Below are 16,056 nucleotides of genomic sequence, written 5' to 3' on the forward strand. Positions count from 1 at the left end.
CTTCCCATTGGTTTTTTCCCATGCGCAACCATAGCCCAGCCCAATTGCCGGAACCTGCTAGGATGGCGCCGCGAACGCGAGCACTATCGCGATCAAAATCAACAGCGGTCCCATCCATTTGAAGTGCTTCGCGACCTGCAGCCACCACGGCTGCTGACCCGGCTGAGCCTGAAAAGGACTTTGGAGCAGTCCAAAGCCAACGCCTGTCATCCACAGCCCGACGCAGAACATGATGAACTCATCGATGTAGTTTGCGATCACGCGCCGCCTCCTGCGCCGGTATCTTTGGATTGGGGTTATAGCCGCAGCCGGATGGAGCAGTAAGTGTGGTGCCAAGGAGGCGACAAAGACTGCTGCCGCCACCTGACAAGGAGCCGGACTCGGTCTTGGCCGGCCATTTTCCAGGGATGCTGCCACTTTCAACAATGAGATTGCCCATGACCGAGGTGCAAAACCTCCAGTGAGGTCGCCGTCTATTCGGCGGCAGGCTGTGGAACCTGGGATAAACGCGGGCATGATACCGCCTGGATAATTCATGCTATGGGGTAGATGCGGGTCGATCGGCCCGCTTACCGGCCTGACAGGGATTTTCCCGAGAGGTATCCCTATGAAGGCCACCATCGCGGCCAGACACCGTCTCGTTTTGGCTGTTGCGCGCCTGCTCATCACGCTTCGCCACCCGGCCCTGGTCGTTCGATTCGTCATGAAACTGGGCTATCTGCCCAATCCGGCCGCGCCTGAGAGCTATCACGAGCTGGTGCTCTGGCGAAAAATCCTCGACCGCAATCCGCTGTTCGTGACACTGACCGACAAGCTCGCTGCCAAGGCTCATATAAGCAGCGCCTGCCCCGAACTGGCCTTGCCACGGACGCTCTGGTCCGGGCGCGACGCCATAGACATTCCGCTCGACCTGCTGGCCGGCGATGTCGTCGTGAAGACAAACCACGGCTGCGCGATGAACATATTCGTTGCCGGTGGCGACCCCGGTCGCGGCTTCATCGTCGCCAAGGTGCGGCACTGGCTGAGAAAGCGCTATGGCCGTCGCGATGGCGAGTGGGCCTATTGGCCTGTCGTTCGCACCGTGTTCGTGGAAGAGCGGCTGGCGCTCGCCGGCGCCAGGATCGCCACCGACATCAAGGTGCATGTTTGCGGCCGCGCGGTGACGCATGCCTGGGTCGAGGACAAGGTCGCGAAGCGCTCGCTGCTTCTCGACCGGCACTCCAATCCGGTACCCGGGCGCGATCCGGATTATCCGCGCGAGGATCAGGCGGTGCCGGTCAATGCGGAGCTTCTCGACTATGTCCGTCAGGCGATATCGCTCGCCCCTGTCATCGCCGGCGACCTCGACTACACCCGCATCGACTTCCTGGTCACCGATCATCGTCTTTATGCCGGCGAGATCGTCGTCTATCCGGGCGCCGGCTATGGCACCACGACCAACCCGGCGTTCGCCGGCGAAATCGAGCGGCTGTGGCGGCTCGACCGGTCGCATTATCTGCAGCGGCGGCACAGCGGCCTGGCGCGCATCTATGCCAGCGCGCTTCACGCCAAATGCATGATCGATGCCGAAGGCTAAAAATCGCCGCTACGAAAAGATACGAAGAAAATTCGAACCGTGCATGAACCTTTGTTCTGGGAGCCGCACTAACCCGGCATGGACGCCAAGAAGGCGATCCCCAACCCAGAAGGACGCCATGACGGCGATCCTCGATCCAGAGAAGGAAATGCTCAAATGACCAACTTCAAGCGCATCACGCTCGCCGCGGCTTTCGTCGTCTCGGCTTTCGGCTCGGCTTCGGTTTCGACCTCGGCTTTCGCCGGCGGCACGCATCCCACCGGCGACGGCGGCGCGGTTTGCAAGGGCGCCGGCCATTGCCTGGTGCTCTCGATCGAGTGCAAGGGCACCTATACCGACGCCACCGACAAGAATGGCACGGTCTATGGCAAGTGCAGCCAGACCGCGCAGGTTTCGCCGCAGGGCAAGATCAAGCTCGCCAAGTAGTCGGCCCCTGATCAAAGGAAATGGCGGTCGTCCGCGGGACGACCGCCATTTTCTTTGATTTCGTGGACGTGTTTTCAGCGCCGGCTGAGCAGCAGGCTGGCGACCAGGCCGACCACCACCAACCCAACAGCAGCCGCCGTCGCCGGATGATCGCGCGCCGTCTTTTCGACCGCCCTGCCCTGCTTCCTGATTGCCGGCAGCGCGTCGCTGATGCGGTCGGCAAGCTGCCCGTAATAGTCCGAAGCGGCGTCGCGCCCGTCCTCGTAGTAAGCGCCGCCGCGTTTGGCCACGGCTTTGCGCAAGGCGGCAAGCTCCTTGGAAAGGGTCGCGACCTGCTTTTCGAGATCGAGATCGGAGAGGGTCGAAAGCGATACCATGATTGTTTTTCCTTCTTTCAAGAGAAGGCCAAACGCATGGCTGCGGAACCGGTTCCGATTTTGCTTTCCCTCGGCAGTGGCGAAGATCTAGCGCACCTGGTCAAGCAGGCGCTTGCACTCCAGGAGGTCGAACAGCGCCTCCTGCAGCAAGGCGCGGTTGTCGCGTGACAGTTTGGATGCGCCGGGCTGGACCGGACCTTCCTCCTCGGTCTTGCCCAGGCCGAAAAAGCGGCGGCTGGGTTTTACCTTGGGCTGGCCGACCAGCATCTCGTCATCCATGCCGCGCGGCTGCGCTGCCGGCGTCAGCGGCACCTGATCGGCCTGCTTGCGCTGCGAGATCGCCTCGACGGCAGCCATGTCGCCATTGCCGATGGCGACGAGGAAATGGTTGCCGTTCTCGCGCAGCAGCTTCTGCACGCCCTTGATCGTGTAGCCCTGGTCATAGAGCATGTGACGGATGCCCTTGATCAGTTCGACATCCTGCGGCCGGTAATAGCGGCGGCCGCCGCCGCGCTTCATCGGCTTGATCTGGTTGAAGCGGGTTTCCCAGAAGCGCAGCACGTGCTGCGGCAGATCGAGATCCTCCGCAACCTCGCTGATGGTGCGGAAAGCGTCGGGGCTCTTGTCCATGGGCGAAATCCTCACGCTGGACGGCGATCCGGCCCAGTCTGCCGAATCGGGTATTATTTCAGCGGTTTATGAAACAACATTCAAGCCCGGCGTCAAAACCGCGGGCGTTTTCAACCGAAGCTTTGTGTGCCCTTGACGCAATTCCCCAGGAGAAGCGCTACGCGTTTTCCCGGGAAAACCGCTGCACAGTTTTCCTGGAATTGCTGCAGAAACCTATTTGCCGCCCTTGGCCTTGCTGTTCTGGTGCGAGCGCAGGATACGGCTCTTCAGCACGTTCGACGACTTGAAGGTCATCACCCGGCGCGGCAGGATCGGCACTTCCTCGCCGGTCTTGGGATTGCGGCCGATGCGCTCGTTCTTGGAACGGACATGGAAGGTGGCGAAGGACGACAGCTTCACCGTCTCACCGCGCACGATGGCTTCGCAGATCTCGTCCAGCACCGCTTCGACGAGTTCTGCCGATTCAGTGCGCGACAAGCCGACCTTACGATAAACAGCTTCGGCAAGGTCGGCGCGCGTAAGTGTCTTTCCCCCCATGCGACCGTCCCATCAGCTCAAAAACATAAATCGTTACAAGCAAAGGCAAACCCTAAGTAATTGATCCGGCAAGGTCAAGGACCGAAACCGGACCGTTTGGCACTTACCAGCGAACCAGCACCGCGCCCCAGGTGAAGCCTCCACCCATCGCTTCCAGGAGCACGAGGTCGCCCTTCTTGATGCGGCCGTCGGCGACCGCAACCGAAAGCGCCAGCGGCACGGAAGCAGCCGAGGTGTTACCGTGCAAATCGACGGTGACCACCACCTTTTGTTCGGCAATCCCGAGCTTCTTGGCCGAAGCGTCAATAATCCGTTTATTGGCCTGGTGCGGCACGAACCAGTCGAGGTCGGCGGCGGTGACGCCGGCCTGCGAAAACGTTGCCTCGATGACGTCGGTGATCATGCCGACGGCGTGCTTGAACACTTCGCGGCCCTCCATCCTGAGATGCCCGACAGTGCCGGTGGTCGACGGGCCGCCATCGACGAAAAGCTTGTCCTTGTGAACGCCGTCGGAGCGCAGGCTCATCGCCAGCACGCCACGATCGGCAATGCCGCCGGTGCCTTCATCCGCTTCCAGCACCAGCGCACCGGCGCCGTCACCGAACAGAACGCAGGTCGAGCGATCGCTCCAGTCGAGGATGCGCGAAAATGTCTCCGCGCCGATCACCAGCACGCGCTTGGCGAGGCCGCCTCTGATGTAGAGGTCGGCGGTGGTCACCGCATAGACGAAACCCGAGCACACCGCCTGCATGTCGAAGGCAAAGCCGTGATGCATGCCGAGCCGGTTCTGGATCTCGACGGCGGTCGCCGGAAAGGTGTTGTTGGGCGTCGACGTCGCCAACACGATGAGGTCGATGTCGACGGGCGTCAGGCCGGCGCTGTTCAGCGCTGCACGCGCGGCGGCCTCGCCGAGCGATGCGGTCGTCTCGTCATCGGCGGCGATATGGCGCTGGCGGATGCCGGTGCGCTGGGCAATCCACTCATCGGAGGTCTCGACCATACCTTCGAAGTCGGCATTCTTCATGATGCGGCGGGGCAGCGCGGCACCGGTGCCGCGCACGACTGATCTGATCAAAGTGTCTTTCCTATTCCTTTGCGTCGACGGCGGCGTCGGCTTTCCTGTTTGCCTGGGCATGCGGATTGCGCGCATGAAACAGATCGAGATCGGCCTCGATGCGGTCGATCAGATTGTTGCGCACCATATCGTAGCCAAGCTCGATCGCTGCCGCAAAACCATCCGAATCGGCGCCGCCATGGCTTTTCACCACGATGCCGTTCAGACCCAGGAAGACACCGCCATTGGAGCGGCCCGGATCGAGCTTTTCGCGCAAGCGGTCAAAGGCGCCCTTGGCGAAAACATAGCCGATCCTGGCCATCAGCGTGCGGCTCATGGCGGCGCGCAGATAGCCTGAGATCTGGCGCACCGTGCCTTCCGCCGTCTTGAGCGCGATGTTGCCGGCAAATCCTTCGGTGACGACCACATCGACCGTGCCCTTGCCGATGTCGTCACCCTCGACGAAGCCGTGATAATTCATCGAAGCCATATTGGCCTCGCGCAGCATGCGCCCGGCTTCCTTGACCTCTTCCTGGCCCTTGATCTCCTCGACGCCGACATTGAGCAGGCCGACTTTCGGCCGGTCGATGCCGAACACCGAACGCGCCATGCCGGTGCCGAGAATGGCAAAATCGATCAACTGGTGCGCATCGGCGCCGATGGTGGCGCCGACGTCCAGCACCACGCTCTCGCCGCGCAGCGTCGGCCAGATCGCCGCGATCGCCGGGCGATCGATGGTGGCCATGGTGCGCAGGCAGAATTTCGACATCGCCATCAGCGCGCCGGTATTGCCGGCCGAAATGCAGGCTTGCGCGGTGCCTGATTTGACCGCTTCGACCGCCTTCCACATCGACGACTTCCAGCGGCCGTGGCGCAGCGCCTGGCTCGGCTTGTCGTCCATCCTGACCGCGATCTCGCAATGGTGGAACTCGCTGACCTCGGCCAGTTTGGGGAATTTGGCGAGCTCGGGGCGCACCACCTCTTCGCGGCCATAGATGATGAAGCGGATGTCGGGACGCCTGACAGCGACCGTCATGAGTGCCGGGATGACCACGTTTGGCCCGTGATCGCCACCCATGGCATCGATGGAAATCCTGATCACGCGGTCTTTATCTCACTAGCTTGGGCCAGGGCACATGGCCCGCGAAATACGAAACTCGCGAAATAAGGGGGCTCGCGAAGGTTCGGCGAAAATAGCGGTTTTGGGCTGCCGCACAACCGACTTTTCTCCGATCGCATCGTGTTTTAGGATTTTCTAAGCAAGGATCGCAGCTTTTGCTGGAATTCGTTCTCGACGGGCTCGTCCGGGCCGGCAGCCTCGAGCGAGGCGCCGGACTTGCGTGGATAGGGATCGATCGCCAGCCCGAAGAACTGTTCGGCGAGCGCCCCGACATCGATCGTGTCGCCGGAAAAGGTTTCCGGGCCGTCTGGCCCGTCGGCGTCGAGCAGAATCTCACCGCCACCTTCGAAACCTTCCCGTCCGAGCTTGGATTGCTCCGGCAGGAACAGCGCCTCGACCTCCTCGTCGATATGGGCCGTGATCGGCTCGAGGGTGACGATGCAGGCCTGGGTGATATCAGCCTCGACATGGCCGCTGACCTTGACGCCGTTGCGCTTCCACGGCGCCACCAGCAGTTCGGCGCGGTAGTTTTCGACCGAGAGCAGTTCGTGCTCGGCGGCAAGGGCGGCGCGCTGCTCGGCGTTGGCGTCGATCACCACCGGCAGCCCTTTGTGCGGCAGGCGACCGACATTGGCCTTGAATGACACCGGGCTCGGCGTGTCAGCATGTTTCATCTCAGCCTCCCTGCCTTCCCTCATCATTGCGCCTCGGCGACGGGAAACGCCACCGTGCCGGAGAGGATCGATTCGGACGGCTGTGCCTCAAGCCGCCTTGCGGCATCGATCACATAGGATGCCAGCGGCAGGGCCTGCGGCCAGGCCCCGGCGTCGGGCCGGACATTGCGCGCCAGAGCGGTAGCCAGCGCATCGCCGTCACCGCGTTCAATCGCGTCGTCATAGGCGGCGGTACGGCCGTAGAACATTTTCGCCAGCTTCTTCATGCGCTTCGGAACGCCGACATCGCCAACACCCAGCTCCCGCAACGAATGCTCGACATCGAGAAAGAACTCGTCGATCAGCACCTGCGCGACCTCTTGCGCGACGCCTTCTTCGCCGCGAAGCCGGTGCTGAAACAGGAACATGTGCAGCGACAGCATCTCGAAACGGCCGAGCGGCGTGTCCGGCACATTCCAGTGGGAATAAAACACAGTCTGCCGCGCCGCCGCCACGATTTGTGCGTAAAGCGCCTCGGTGATAGCGCGGTTGGCGTTGCGTTCGCGGCCAAAAAGGCGCTGGAACATTGAGGGTGGTCTCCTGGGGACCGATAGTTTGAATGGGCCTTGTTGCATCGGCAAGCAAGCTGGTTTACCGGTTTTGCCGCCCAGCGCAAGTTGCGGCCAGCTAATGGAGTTGTTGTTGCGCGCGCTGAAATTCAAGTCGACTTTTCTGCCTGGGGCTACCGCGGCGGTTTCGCTGGTGTTGGTGGCTTCCGCGCTGTCGGGCTGCAATTCGTCCAAGATGTTCGGCGACCTTAACCCGAGCGAGACGCTGACGCAGGGTTATGTCATCGACCAGCAGGCGGTCGACTCGGTGCCGGTGGGCTCCAGCCGTGAACAGGTGCTTCTGGCGCTCGGCACGCCGTCGACGACGGCGACCTTCGACAATGAGGCCTTCTATTACATCTCGCAGACGCGCAAGCGCTATGTCGCCTTCGACAAGCCGCGTCTGGTCGACCAGAAAGTGCTGGCGGTTTATTTCGGCGACGATGGGCGCGTCACCCAGATCGCCAATTACGGCCTGAAGGACGGTAAGGTCTTCGACTTTATCTCGCGCACCACGCCGACCGGCGGCAAGGACCAGAACTTCCTCAGCCAGATCATCAACGGCGCCAGCAAGCTGGCGCCCCCCATTCCTGGCGGCGGCGCCTAAGAAGCGGCCGCTCCCTCAAGATTCATTTTGCTTCCTTCGAAGCAACACCATCTCAGGCGACCAAAAGCCCGCGGGAGCGATCCTGCGGGCTTTTGTTTTGAGCCGCCGGACACCGCGTCAATCGCAATGCCCTGGCCAATAGCCGGGTATTATTAAAGCAGGCGGATGGATCCGGCCTGGGCTGGACGGAACGATGTTTTGGGCAATGGGGCCCTTCGACTCTGTCAGAAACGTCAAATGCAGCGAGGTTGAAACCCATCTGCAAACCGGGGCGGATACTTGCCAGCGACGGGGCAAATTCGTATCAGACCGTGCTGGCCAATGGCAGTATCACGCTGAATTGGGGGAGCGCCCGTGCAAGACAAAAACCGGACAAAACCGACCGGCTGGATGGCGACCGGGACGGCCGATGGCCAGGTGGTGACGCCGGACTGGATGCCCATCGAGCCGGTGGCGATCGATGGCGTGCGGGTCAAGGAGATCAGGCCGGTCGCAACCTCCACCGGCTATCTGACCGAGATTTTCCGCGAGGAGTGGGAGCTCGATTCCGAACCGGTCGGCCAGGTGTTCCAACGCACCTTGTATCCCGGCGCTGTGACGGGCTGGCATGCCCATGCAGAGACCATCGACCGGCTGTTCTGCTGCGTCGGCAGCGTCCGCATTTCGCTTTTCGATGGGCGCAAGGCCTCGCCGACCTTCGGCGCCGTCTGGCACAAGATCCTCGGCCCGTTGCGCCCGGCCGTCGTCATCATTCCGCCCGGCATATGGCACGGCGTTGCTTCGATTGGAGCGGAGACGGCGGTGCTGCTCAATCTCGTCGACAAGGCCTATGCCTACGATCAGCCCGATCACTGGCGCCTGCCGCCGGACACCGACCATATTCCCTACAAACTGGTGTAGCGTGGGGGCATCCGGGCAACTTGTTGGGGCTGGCGGCACGCCGATGGTCTCGGTCGTGATCGCGACGCACAATCGGCCGGCAGCACTGCGGCAGGCGCTGACCAGCGTCATGCGCCAGACGCTGCAGGACTGGGAGGCCCTGGTCATCGGCGATGACTGCAAGGCCGATACTGCGGCCGTCGTCGCCGAATTTCGCGATGGCCGCATCGTCTATATCGACCTCCCCGTCAATTTCGGCGAACAGTCGGGACCCAACAATATCGGCTTTGCCAGGGCGCGTGGCCGCTTCGTCGCCTTGCTCAACCATGACGATCTGTGGTTTCCCGACCATCTGGCGGCGATGACCGGCTGGATCGACGCGACGGGCGCCGACGTGGTGCTGGCGCGCGGCGCCGTCATTCGGCCGTCGTCGGCAGCCGGCGATCCCGCCAATTCGATCTTCGGGTTCGGCAAGGACGGTTTTTACGATCCCGTCACGACGGAAGCATTTGGCTCGGCGCAGATGGTGCGCCGGACCTCGCTTGGCCTGACAGGACGCTGGCGGCCGGCCAGCCAGTGCTTTTGCGAAAGTTCGCAGGACTGGCTGTTTCAGGCATGGCGAAAGGGCGCGGTGATCGCAACGATGCCGCACCTCACGGTGATCAAGCTGCATTCCGGCATCCGCAAAGGTTCCTATCTCGACGACAATGCACAGGAACAGAAGGACCTTCTGGACGCCATGCAAGCGCCGGACACCTTGCGCGTGAACATCCTCGGCCACGCGCGAGAACCCATCAGCCTGGCGGCGTCCAGCTATTTCAGGCGCAGGCTGATGGCGGCTCTTGGCATCCATCCCCGCGCCCGCGCCTTCCGCCGCAAGCACAAGCGAGGGGGCTTCGTCGCCCACCTGCGGCACCTGCGTGGCCTGGCGCCGATGCCTGAGCGCGAGCCTGGCGTGAGCGACTTGCTCGATCGCTACAGCAAGCGCGGCGATGCCGGCACCGAGCCGGATGAGAGCTAAGAAAGCCTTCCCGCGTCCGTCCAGCACTCTCAAACAAAAAACCCGCGGGATCGCTCCCGCGGGTTTTTCTTGGATAGCAGTTGTTTTGCCTCAGCCGTGCGCGAGCACGGCCAGCAGCAGAAGTGCTACGATGTTGGTGATCTTGATCGCCGGGTTGACCGCCGGACCGGCGGTGTCCTTGTAGGGATCGCCGACGGTGTCGCCGGTGACCGAGGCCTTGTGCGCCTCGGAACCCTTGAGGTGCTTGACGCCGTCCTTGTCGACAAAACCGTCCTCGAACGATTTTTTCGCGTTGTCCCAGGCGCCGCCGCCCGAGGTCATCGAGATGGCGACGAACAGGCCGTTGACGATGACGCCGAGCAGCGAGGCGCCGAGCGCGGCAAAGGCGGACGCCTTCGAGCCTGAGATCAGCAGCACGCCGAAATAGACGACGAGCGGCGCCAGCACCGGCAGCAGCGACGGGATGATCATTTCCCGGATCGCCGCTTTGGTCAAAAGGTCGACGGCGCGCGCATAGTTCGGCTTGGAGGTGCCGGCCATGATGCCCGGATCCTCGCGGAACTGCTTGCGCACCTCCTCGACGATGGCGCCCGCCGCGCGGCCGACGGCCGTCATGGCGATGCCGCCGAACAAATACGGGATCAGGCCGCCAAAGATCAGGCCAGCGACGACGTAGGGGTTGGAGAGGTCGAAGGAGACATCGCCCATGCCCTGGAAGTAGGGATATTTGTCGCCATTGGCGGCAAAGAACTTCAAATCGTTCGAGTAAGCGGCAAACAGCACCAGCGCGCCGAGGCCGGCCGAACCGATGGCATAGCCCTTGGTCACCGCCTTGGTGGTGTTGCCGACAGCGTCGAGCGCGTCGGTGGAGTGGCGCACTTCCTTGGGCAGGCCGGCCATTTCGGCAATGCCGCCGGCATTGTCGGTGACCGGGCCGAAGGCGTCGAGCGCGACGATCATGCCGGCCAGGCCGAGCATGGTGGTGACCGCGATCGCCGTGCCGAACAGGCCGGCGAGCTGGTAGGTCGAGATGATGCCGCCGACGATGACGATGGCCGGAAGCGCGGTCGATTCCAGCGAGACCGCGAGGCCCTGGATGACGTTGGTGCCGTGACCGGTCACCGAGGCCTGGGCGATGGAGTTCACCGGGCGCTTGCCGGTGCCGGTATAATATTCGGTGATCACCACGATGAGACCGGTCACCACGAGGCCGATCAGGCCGCAGATGAACAGGTTCTTGCCGATGATGGTCATACCGGCGACGGTGCCGACCTCGCCCCAGCCGACGGTTGCCGAGGTAGCGACACCGAGGCCGACGATCGACAGCAAGCCGGTGACGATCAGGCCCTTGTAGAGCGCGCCCATGATCGAGCCGTTGGAACCGAGCTTGACGAAGAAGGTGCCGACGATCGAGGTCAGGATGCAGGCGCCGCAGATGGCGAGCGGATAGAGCATCGCCGCACCCAGAGCGGCGGTGCCGCCGAAGAAGATGGCGGCCAGAACCATCGTGGCGACGACGGTCACCGCATAGGTTTCGAACAGGTCAGCGGCCATACCGGCGCAGTCGCCAACATTGTCGCCGACGTTATCTGCAATGGTGGCCGGGTTACGCGGATCGTCTTCGGGAATACCGGCTTCGACCTTGCCGACGAGATCGCCGCCGACGTCGGCGCCCTTGGTGAAGATGCCGCCGCCAAGACGGGCGAAGATCGAGATCAGCGAGGCGCCGAAGCCGAGCGAGACCAGCGCGTCGATGACGATGCGGTCATTGGGCTGCAGGCCCATGGGGCCGGTCAGGACATAGTAGTAAATCGAGACGCCGAGTAGCGCGAGGCCAGCCACCAGCATGCCGGTGATGGCGCCCGACTTGAAGGCGATGTCGAGGCCGGCAGCCAGGCTGTTGGACGCTGCCTGCGCGGTGCGCACATTGGCGCGCACCGAGACGTGCATGCCGATGAAGCCGGCGGCGCCCGAAAGCACGGCGCCGATCAGGAAGCCGACCGCTGCGGTGATCGAAAGCAGCCACCAGGCGAGAATGAGCACGACCACGCCGACGATGGCGATGGTGGTGTACTGGCGCGCCAGATAGGCCTGCGCGCCTTCGCGGATGGCGGCGGAGATTTCCTGCATGCGTGCGTTGCCCTGATCGGCCGCGAGGACCGATCGTGTCGCCCAGATGGCGTAGAGCACTGAAAGCAAACCGCAGGCGATGACGGCGAAAATGATGGTCATTGCCGAATTTTCCTCGATTGATGGCCCAAAAGAACCCCTCCCTGGGCCGTTGGTGCGGGGAGCGGATAAGCCTAGGCGGAATCCGTCCTTCGCAGCGGTGTATGCGAAACAGGGCTTGGAACGTCAAGATATTGTTCGGTTTTTGCCCGGCTTTCAGCCAAAAGCTTTAGGCCAGAACACTCCCGTCGCTGATGCCTTGCTATTAGATCGATTGAAATGACGCAGCGTCAGTCAGCCTTGGCGCACGATACGGCCCGAGATCAGTCGCCGGTCCCCTGCCCCATCCGGCGGGCGGTGTAGCGCTCGATCGCCGACAGGCCGTCATAGATCAGCACCGCAAGGGCGGCCACAATCAGACCGCCCTGCAGGACGAAGGCGAGGTTGTTGGACAACAGGCCGGCGATGATCACCTCGCCCAAAGTCTTCGCCGCCACAGTCGAGCCGATGGTGGCGGTGGCCAGGCTGATCACCACCGACAGCCTTATCCCGCCCAGAATGATCGGCGCGCTGAGCGGCAATTCGACTTTGATCAGCCTCTGCCAGCCGGTCATGCCGGCGCCGCGCGCGGCCTCCATGATGTTGCCCGGCAGTGTCGTCAGGCCGGTCAGCGCGTTCTCGAAGATAGGCAGCAGGCCGTACAGGAACAGCGCAATCAGCGTCGGCTTCTCGCCGAAACCGACGGCGGGAACCGCCAGCGCCAGCACCGCCACCGGCGGAAAGGTCTGGCCGATATTGACCAGACTGCGCGACAGCGGCAGGAATTCGGCGCCCGCCGGCCGGGTGACGAGGATGGCGAGAGAGACGGCGACGATGGTGGCGGCCACGGTGGCGATCAGCACGGTGCGCAAATGCAGCAGCGTCAGCGTCAGCAGGCTGCCCTGATTGTAGATTGCCGGCGCGTTGTTTTCGGTCAGCGGATTCAGCAGCGGCTCGAACCAGCCGGGATTGGTGACGAAGGCAACGAGCAGCACCACCAGGGCCAGCCTGAGCAGCGAAGGCAGCCAGGCTTTCATGCCGGCCTCGCCGCGCGCTTGACCAGCCCGTCGACGGTGACGCGGCCGAGCGGCTTGCCGTCTTCGTCCTTGACCGGCAACGCCGGCCGGCCCGACCACAAAAGCTCCGCCAGCGCATCGCGCTGGCTGGCGTCGCCGGGGATCGCCTCGCCTTCGGCGGTCCCCTTCTCCACGGCGTCGCGCACGCGGCCGAGAGACAGCAGCCGAAACGGCTTTTCACTGGCGCCGACCAGGGTCTCGACGAAGGCGTTGGCCGGCCGCGCCAGGATCTCTTCCGGCTTGGCGTATTGCACCAGTTTGCCGGAATCCATGACGGCAATCTTGTCGCCCATATGAACCGCCTCTTCCATGTCGTGGGTGACGAGGATGATGGTGGTGCCGAAGCGCTTCTGGATCGCCAGCAGATCTTCCTGTGCCTTGGTGCGGATGATCGGGTCGAGCGCGCCGAACGGCTCGTCCATCAGAAGCACGTTTGGCTCGGCGGCAAGCGCGCGGGCGACGCCGACGCGCTGCTGCTGGCCGCCGGACAATTCGTGCGGGTAGCGCGGGCCGTACGCCTCGGGGTCAAGCTGGTAGAGCGTCATCAATTCGGCGACACGGGACTTGATGCGGGCGCTGTCCCAGCCGAGCAGCACCGGCACGGTGGCGATGTTCTGCGCCACCGTGCGGTGCGGGAACAGGCCGTGACCCTGGATGGCGTAGCCGATGCTGCGGCGCAGCTGATAGGCGGGCAGCGAACGGTTGTCGTTGCCGTCGAGCTTGATCACACCCGCGGTCGGCTCGACCAGCCGGTTGATCATTCGCAGAAGCGTCGTCTTGCCGGAGCCGGAGGTGCCGACGATGACGCAGACCGTGCGCGGCTCGATGACCATCGAGACGTCGTCGACCACGGTGGTTTGGTCATAGCGCTTGGTAATGCCTTCAATCTCGATCATGCCGTTTCAAACCCTGCGCTTGGTGGCGGTCATTTCGATGATGGCGTCGAGGATGATGGCGGCGGCAAAGGCCAGCGCCACCGTCGGCACGGCGCCGAGCAGCACCAGGTCCATCGCCGTCTGGCCGACGCCCTGGAAGACGAACACACCAAAGCCGCCACCGCCGATGAGCGCTGCGATGGTCGCCAGGCCGATGTTCTGCACCAGCACGATGCGGATGCCGGTGAGGATGACCGGAAAGGCCAGCGGAAACTCGACGCCGAACAGGCGCTGGCGGTCGGTCATGCCCATGCCGCGCGCGGCATCATTGGCCGCGCGGGGGACACCAGCAAGCCCGACCACGGTATTGGCCACCACCGGCAGCAGCGAATAGAGGAACAGCGCGACGAAGGCGGGTGCGGTGCCGATGCCTCTGATGCCGAGCGCTGCAGCGCCCGGGACGTGGGCCGCGACCCAGCCGAGCGGCGCTATCAGCAGGCCGAACAGCGCGATCGAGGGAATGGTCTGGACGATGTTAAGCACATTGAGCACGCCGGCGCGCAAGCGTTCGACGCGATGGCACAGGATGCCGAGCGGCAGGCCGACGATCACCGCCCCTGCCAGTGAGCCCAGCGCCAGCGTGATGTGCTTAGAGCCTTCGGCCCAGAAACTGTCGGCGCGGTTGGCGTACTCCTTGAGTATCGACAGGCTGTCCCAGCTTCCGGACACCAGAAGCAGGCCGATGGCGAAAGCCGCGATGACGAGCACGCCGATGCGGGCCAGAGGCGACAGGTTCAGCCTGGTCAGCACGTCGGCAAGCAGCAGCGTGAAAGCAAAGATCAACAGCCAGAAGCCGGAGGCCGGCGAGATGCGGGCAAAGGTGTTGCCCGCCGGCGTCAGGAAGGTGCCGGCGACACCGATCAGAATGGCAAGGGCGGCGAGCGCCACGACACTGGCAGCCAAACGCAGGACAAGCGGCGTTTTCAACAGTGCGATGAGCGCCGCGACGACGACGATCGCCAGCAACAGCGATCCGGTCGTTGCCGGCAGCGCCTCGAGGATCGAGCGCGCCTCGCCGGGCACGATGCGGTTGGCGCGGAAGGTGGCGAAGGACGCGAAGAACGCCGCATAGGCAACGATCGCCGCGATGACGATGCCAAGCTTGTCGAAACGCAGGGTCATAAGGCCCACTCTTGCGGAGTGGTGTGCCCTGAGCGGGATACAGGATGGAAAGCTCTGCGCGAAGCACCCCCCTCTGTCCTGCCGGACATCTCCCCCTCAAGGGGGGAGATCAGATGTCGCAAGGGCTTTCGCAAATTTTCAGCGACGACAGATGTGCGCCTGCGCAGCAGCTGCCAATCTCCCCCCTTGAGGGGGAGATGTCCGGCAGGACAGAGGGGGGTACCTCGCACCAACGTCACCTTTCGGTGCGCTGACTACTTCAAAAACCCGTTCTTCTTGAGAAAGTCCTCGGCGACGCCTTTGACCGGCTCGCCACCGACCTGGACGCGGCCGTTGAGGTCCTGCAGCGTGACGAGGTCGAGTTTGGCGAAGACCGGCTTCAGCAGCGTCTCGATCTCGGGATGCTCCTTGAGCACGGCTTCACGGATGATCGGCGCCGGCTGGTAGACCGGCTGCACGCCTTTGTCGTCGTCGAGCACGACCAGGCCCGACGGCGCGATGCCGCCATCGGTGCCGTAGACCATGGCGGCGTTGGCACCGTTGGTCTGGTTGGCGGCCGCGCCAATGGTCGCCGCGGTGTCGCCGCCCGAAAGCGTGATCAGTTGGTCCGGCTTCAGCGTGAAGCCGTACGTTGTCTGGAAGGCCGGCAGCGCCGCCGCCGAATTGACGAACTCGGCCGAGGCCGCGAGCACCACCGTGCCGCCGCCGGCAACGTATTTGCCGAAGTCGGTGAGCGTCGCCAGCTTGTTGGTCTCGGCAACCTCCTTGCGCAGCGCGATCGCCCAGGTGTTGTTGGCCGGCGACGGCGACAGCCAGACGATCTTGTTGGCGTCGTAGTCGAGCTTCTTGGCGGTCTCATAGGCCTTGGCGGCATCCTTCCAGACCGGATCGTCGGCCTTCTCGAAGAAGAAGGCGGCATTGCCGGTGTATTCCGGATAGATGTCGATCTCGCCGGCGGTGATCGCCTTGCGCACCACCGGCGTGCCGCCGAGCTGGATACGGTCGGTGGTCTTGATGTTGTTGGCGTTCAGCACCAGCTGGATGATGTTGCCGAGCACACCGCCCTCGGTATCGATCTTCGAGGAGACGACGACCTGGGCATTGGCGGAAGCCGCGGTGATGCCGAGCGCCAATGCCGCGCTGGCCAGAACCTTGACTGAAAACATTGTGAAAACCTCTTGCTTTGAACCGGAATGCGGCGGCCGCATATGAGCATGGCTTCAACGC

General features: G+C 63.4%; 19 protein-coding genes. 6 read left to right on the plus strand and 13 right to left on the minus strand.

Annotation, left to right across the window (positions count from 1 at the left end):
• Positions 1-57: 57 nt before the first annotated feature.
• Positions 58-261, minus strand: a complete 204-nt coding sequence (locus tag AC1DYJ_RS21965) for a hypothetical protein (protein WP_477288985.1) — start codon at positions 259-261, stop codon at positions 58-60.
• A 346-nt stretch (positions 262-607) separates the two neighbouring features.
• Between AC1DYJ_RS21965 and AC1DYJ_RS21970 the strand changes: the two genes are divergently transcribed.
• On the plus strand, positions 608-1,576 hold the full coding sequence (locus AC1DYJ_RS21970; protein ID WP_477288983.1) for an ATP-grasp fold amidoligase family protein: 969 nt from the start codon (positions 608-610) through the stop codon (positions 1,574-1,576).
• 156 nt (positions 1,577-1,732) lie between these two features.
• On the plus strand, positions 1,733-2,002 hold the full coding sequence (locus AC1DYJ_RS21975; RefSeq protein WP_112561333.1) for a hypothetical protein: 270 nt from the start codon (positions 1,733-1,735) through the stop codon (positions 2,000-2,002).
• 74 nt (positions 2,003-2,076) lie between these two features.
• Here AC1DYJ_RS21975 and AC1DYJ_RS21980 read toward each other — a convergent pair whose 3' ends face one another.
• Both AC1DYJ_RS21980 and AC1DYJ_RS21985 read right to left on the minus strand, forming a co-directional pair.
• Positions 2,077-2,379 carry a hypothetical protein gene (locus tag AC1DYJ_RS21980; RefSeq protein WP_477288981.1) on the minus strand — a complete coding sequence of 101 codons (303 nt, stop codon included), beginning with the start codon at positions 2,377-2,379 and terminating at the stop codon, positions 2,077-2,079.
• Between the two features lie 87 nt (positions 2,380-2,466).
• Complete coding sequence (locus AC1DYJ_RS21985) at positions 2,467-3,009, minus strand: MerR family transcriptional regulator (protein WP_142868005.1); 543 nt, start codon at positions 3,007-3,009, stop codon at positions 2,467-2,469.
• Between AC1DYJ_RS21985 and AC1DYJ_RS21990 the strand changes: the two genes are divergently transcribed.
• On the plus strand, positions 3,008-3,145 hold the full coding sequence (locus tag AC1DYJ_RS21990) for a hypothetical protein (RefSeq protein WP_477288979.1): 138 nt from the start codon (positions 3,008-3,010) through the stop codon (positions 3,143-3,145). The genes AC1DYJ_RS21985 and AC1DYJ_RS21990 overlap by 2 nt on opposite strands.
• Before the next feature lie 77 nt (positions 3,146-3,222).
• Here AC1DYJ_RS21990 and AC1DYJ_RS21995 read toward each other — a convergent pair whose 3' ends face one another.
• From AC1DYJ_RS21995 to AC1DYJ_RS22015, 5 genes are all read right to left on the minus strand, one after another.
• The gene (locus tag AC1DYJ_RS21995; RefSeq protein WP_006201891.1) at positions 3,223-3,546 is read right to left on the minus strand and encodes an integration host factor subunit alpha; all 324 of its coding nucleotides are present in this window, start codon (positions 3,544-3,546) and stop codon (positions 3,223-3,225) included.
• A 103-nt stretch (positions 3,547-3,649) separates the two neighbouring features.
• The gene (locus AC1DYJ_RS22000; RefSeq protein WP_477288977.1) at positions 3,650-4,621 is read right to left on the minus strand and encodes a beta-ketoacyl-ACP synthase III; all 972 of its coding nucleotides are present in this window, start codon (positions 4,619-4,621) and stop codon (positions 3,650-3,652) included.
• Positions 4,622-4,631: 10 nt separating this feature from the next.
• Positions 4,632-5,702 carry a phosphate acyltransferase PlsX gene (gene plsX, locus AC1DYJ_RS22005; protein ID WP_477288975.1) on the minus strand — a complete coding sequence of 357 codons (1,071 nt, stop codon included), beginning with the start codon at positions 5,700-5,702 and terminating at the stop codon, positions 4,632-4,634.
• Between the two features lie 143 nt (positions 5,703-5,845).
• The gene (locus tag AC1DYJ_RS22010) at positions 5,846-6,394 is read right to left on the minus strand and encodes a YceD family protein (RefSeq protein WP_477288973.1); all 549 of its coding nucleotides are present in this window, start codon (positions 6,392-6,394) and stop codon (positions 5,846-5,848) included.
• A 23-nt stretch (positions 6,395-6,417) separates the two neighbouring features.
• A complete protein-coding gene (locus AC1DYJ_RS22015) occupies positions 6,418-6,960 on the minus strand; it encodes a ubiquinol-cytochrome C chaperone family protein (RefSeq protein WP_477288971.1) in 543 nt (180 codons plus the stop codon).
• 115 nt (positions 6,961-7,075) lie between these two features.
• Here AC1DYJ_RS22015 and AC1DYJ_RS22020 point away from each other — a divergent pair, with 115 nt between their 5' ends.
• From AC1DYJ_RS22020 to AC1DYJ_RS22030, 3 genes are all read left to right on the plus strand, one after another.
• Positions 7,076-7,588 carry an outer membrane protein assembly factor BamE gene (locus tag AC1DYJ_RS22020; protein ID WP_477288969.1) on the plus strand — a complete coding sequence of 171 codons (513 nt, stop codon included), beginning with the start codon at positions 7,076-7,078 and terminating at the stop codon, positions 7,586-7,588.
• A 354-nt stretch (positions 7,589-7,942) separates the two neighbouring features.
• Positions 7,943-8,488: a dTDP-4-dehydrorhamnose 3,5-epimerase family protein gene (locus tag AC1DYJ_RS22025; RefSeq protein ID WP_477288967.1), complete on the plus strand. Its 546-nt coding sequence runs from the start codon at positions 7,943-7,945 to the stop codon at positions 8,486-8,488.
• A gap of 43 nt (positions 8,489-8,531) precedes the next feature.
• Positions 8,532-9,488, plus strand: coding sequence for a glycosyltransferase family 2 protein (locus AC1DYJ_RS22030; protein WP_477288965.1), 957 nt, complete (start codon positions 8,532-8,534; stop codon positions 9,486-9,488).
• 90 nt (positions 9,489-9,578) lie between these two features.
• On the opposite strand, the gene AC1DYJ_RS22035 is transcribed toward AC1DYJ_RS22030, so the two are convergent.
• The 5 genes from AC1DYJ_RS22035 to osmF all read right to left on the minus strand — a co-directional run bounded on the left by AC1DYJ_RS22035 (position 9,579) and on the right by osmF (position 15,995).
• Positions 9,579-11,720 carry a sodium-translocating pyrophosphatase gene (locus AC1DYJ_RS22035; RefSeq protein ID WP_477288963.1) on the minus strand — a complete coding sequence of 714 codons (2,142 nt, stop codon included), beginning with the start codon at positions 11,718-11,720 and terminating at the stop codon, positions 9,579-9,581.
• A gap of 260 nt (positions 11,721-11,980) precedes the next feature.
• Entirely contained in the window at positions 11,981-12,733 is a 753-nt protein-coding gene (locus tag AC1DYJ_RS22040; RefSeq protein ID WP_477288961.1) for an ABC transporter permease, read from the minus strand.
• Complete coding sequence (locus AC1DYJ_RS22045; protein ID WP_477288959.1) at positions 12,730-13,668, minus strand: ABC transporter ATP-binding protein; 939 nt, start codon at positions 13,666-13,668, stop codon at positions 12,730-12,732. The genes AC1DYJ_RS22040 and AC1DYJ_RS22045 overlap by 4 nt, the downstream gene beginning before the upstream one ends.
• Before the next feature lie 6 nt (positions 13,669-13,674).
• Positions 13,675-14,829 (minus strand): ABC transporter permease, encoded by a 1,155-nt coding sequence (locus AC1DYJ_RS22050; protein WP_477288957.1) that lies wholly within the window; start codon positions 14,827-14,829, stop codon positions 13,675-13,677.
• Between the two features lie 254 nt (positions 14,830-15,083).
• Positions 15,084-15,995 carry a glycine betaine ABC transporter substrate-binding protein OsmF gene (gene osmF / locus AC1DYJ_RS22055; protein ID WP_477288955.1) on the minus strand — a complete coding sequence of 304 codons (912 nt, stop codon included), beginning with the start codon at positions 15,993-15,995 and terminating at the stop codon, positions 15,084-15,086.
• Positions 15,996-16,056 lie beyond the last annotated feature (61 nt).

The sequence above is a fragment of the Mesorhizobium sp. P2_B11 genome (assembly GCF_056404855.1).

Excerpts from the sequence above, each read along its gene's own strand:
- AC1DYJ_RS21970 (WP_477288983.1), top strand. The coding sequence starts at position 608 with ATGAAGGCCACCATCGCGGCCAGACACCGTCTCGTTTTGGCTGTTGCG.
- AC1DYJ_RS21975 (WP_112561333.1), top strand. The coding sequence starts at position 1,733 with ATGACCAACTTCAAGCGCATCACGCTCGCCGCGGCTTTCGTCGTCTCG.
- AC1DYJ_RS21980 (WP_477288981.1), bottom strand. The coding sequence starts at position 2,379 with ATGGTATCGCTTTCGACCCTCTCCGATCTCGATCTCGAAAAGCAGGTC.
- AC1DYJ_RS21990 (WP_477288979.1), top strand. The coding sequence starts at position 3,008 with ATGGGCGAAATCCTCACGCTGGACGGCGATCCGGCCCAGTCTGCCGAA.
- AC1DYJ_RS21985 (WP_142868005.1), bottom strand. The coding sequence starts at position 3,009 with ATGGACAAGAGCCCCGACGCTTTCCGCACCATCAGCGAGGTTGCGGAG.
- AC1DYJ_RS21995 (WP_006201891.1), bottom strand. The coding sequence starts at position 3,546 with ATGGGGGGAAAGACACTTACGCGCGCCGACCTTGCCGAAGCTGTTTAT.
- AC1DYJ_RS22010 (WP_477288973.1), bottom strand. The coding sequence starts at position 6,394 with ATGAAACATGCTGACACGCCGAGCCCGGTGTCATTCAAGGCCAATGTC.
- AC1DYJ_RS22015 (WP_477288971.1), bottom strand. The coding sequence starts at position 6,960 with ATGTTCCAGCGCCTTTTTGGCCGCGAACGCAACGCCAACCGCGCTATC.
- AC1DYJ_RS22030 (WP_477288965.1), top strand. The coding sequence starts at position 8,532 with ATGGTCTCGGTCGTGATCGCGACGCACAATCGGCCGGCAGCACTGCGG.
- AC1DYJ_RS22035 (WP_477288963.1), bottom strand. The coding sequence starts at position 11,720 with ATGACCATCATTTTCGCCGTCATCGCCTGCGGTTTGCTTTCAGTGCTC.
- AC1DYJ_RS22040 (WP_477288961.1), bottom strand. The coding sequence starts at position 12,733 with ATGAAAGCCTGGCTGCCTTCGCTGCTCAGGCTGGCCCTGGTGGTGCTG.
- AC1DYJ_RS22045 (WP_477288959.1), bottom strand. The coding sequence starts at position 13,668 with ATGATCGAGATTGAAGGCATTACCAAGCGCTATGACCAAACCACCGTG.
- AC1DYJ_RS22050 (WP_477288957.1), bottom strand. The coding sequence starts at position 14,829 with ATGACCCTGCGTTTCGACAAGCTTGGCATCGTCATCGCGGCGATCGTT.
- osmF (WP_477288955.1), bottom strand. The coding sequence starts at position 15,995 with ATGTTTTCAGTCAAGGTTCTGGCCAGCGCGGCATTGGCGCTCGGCATC.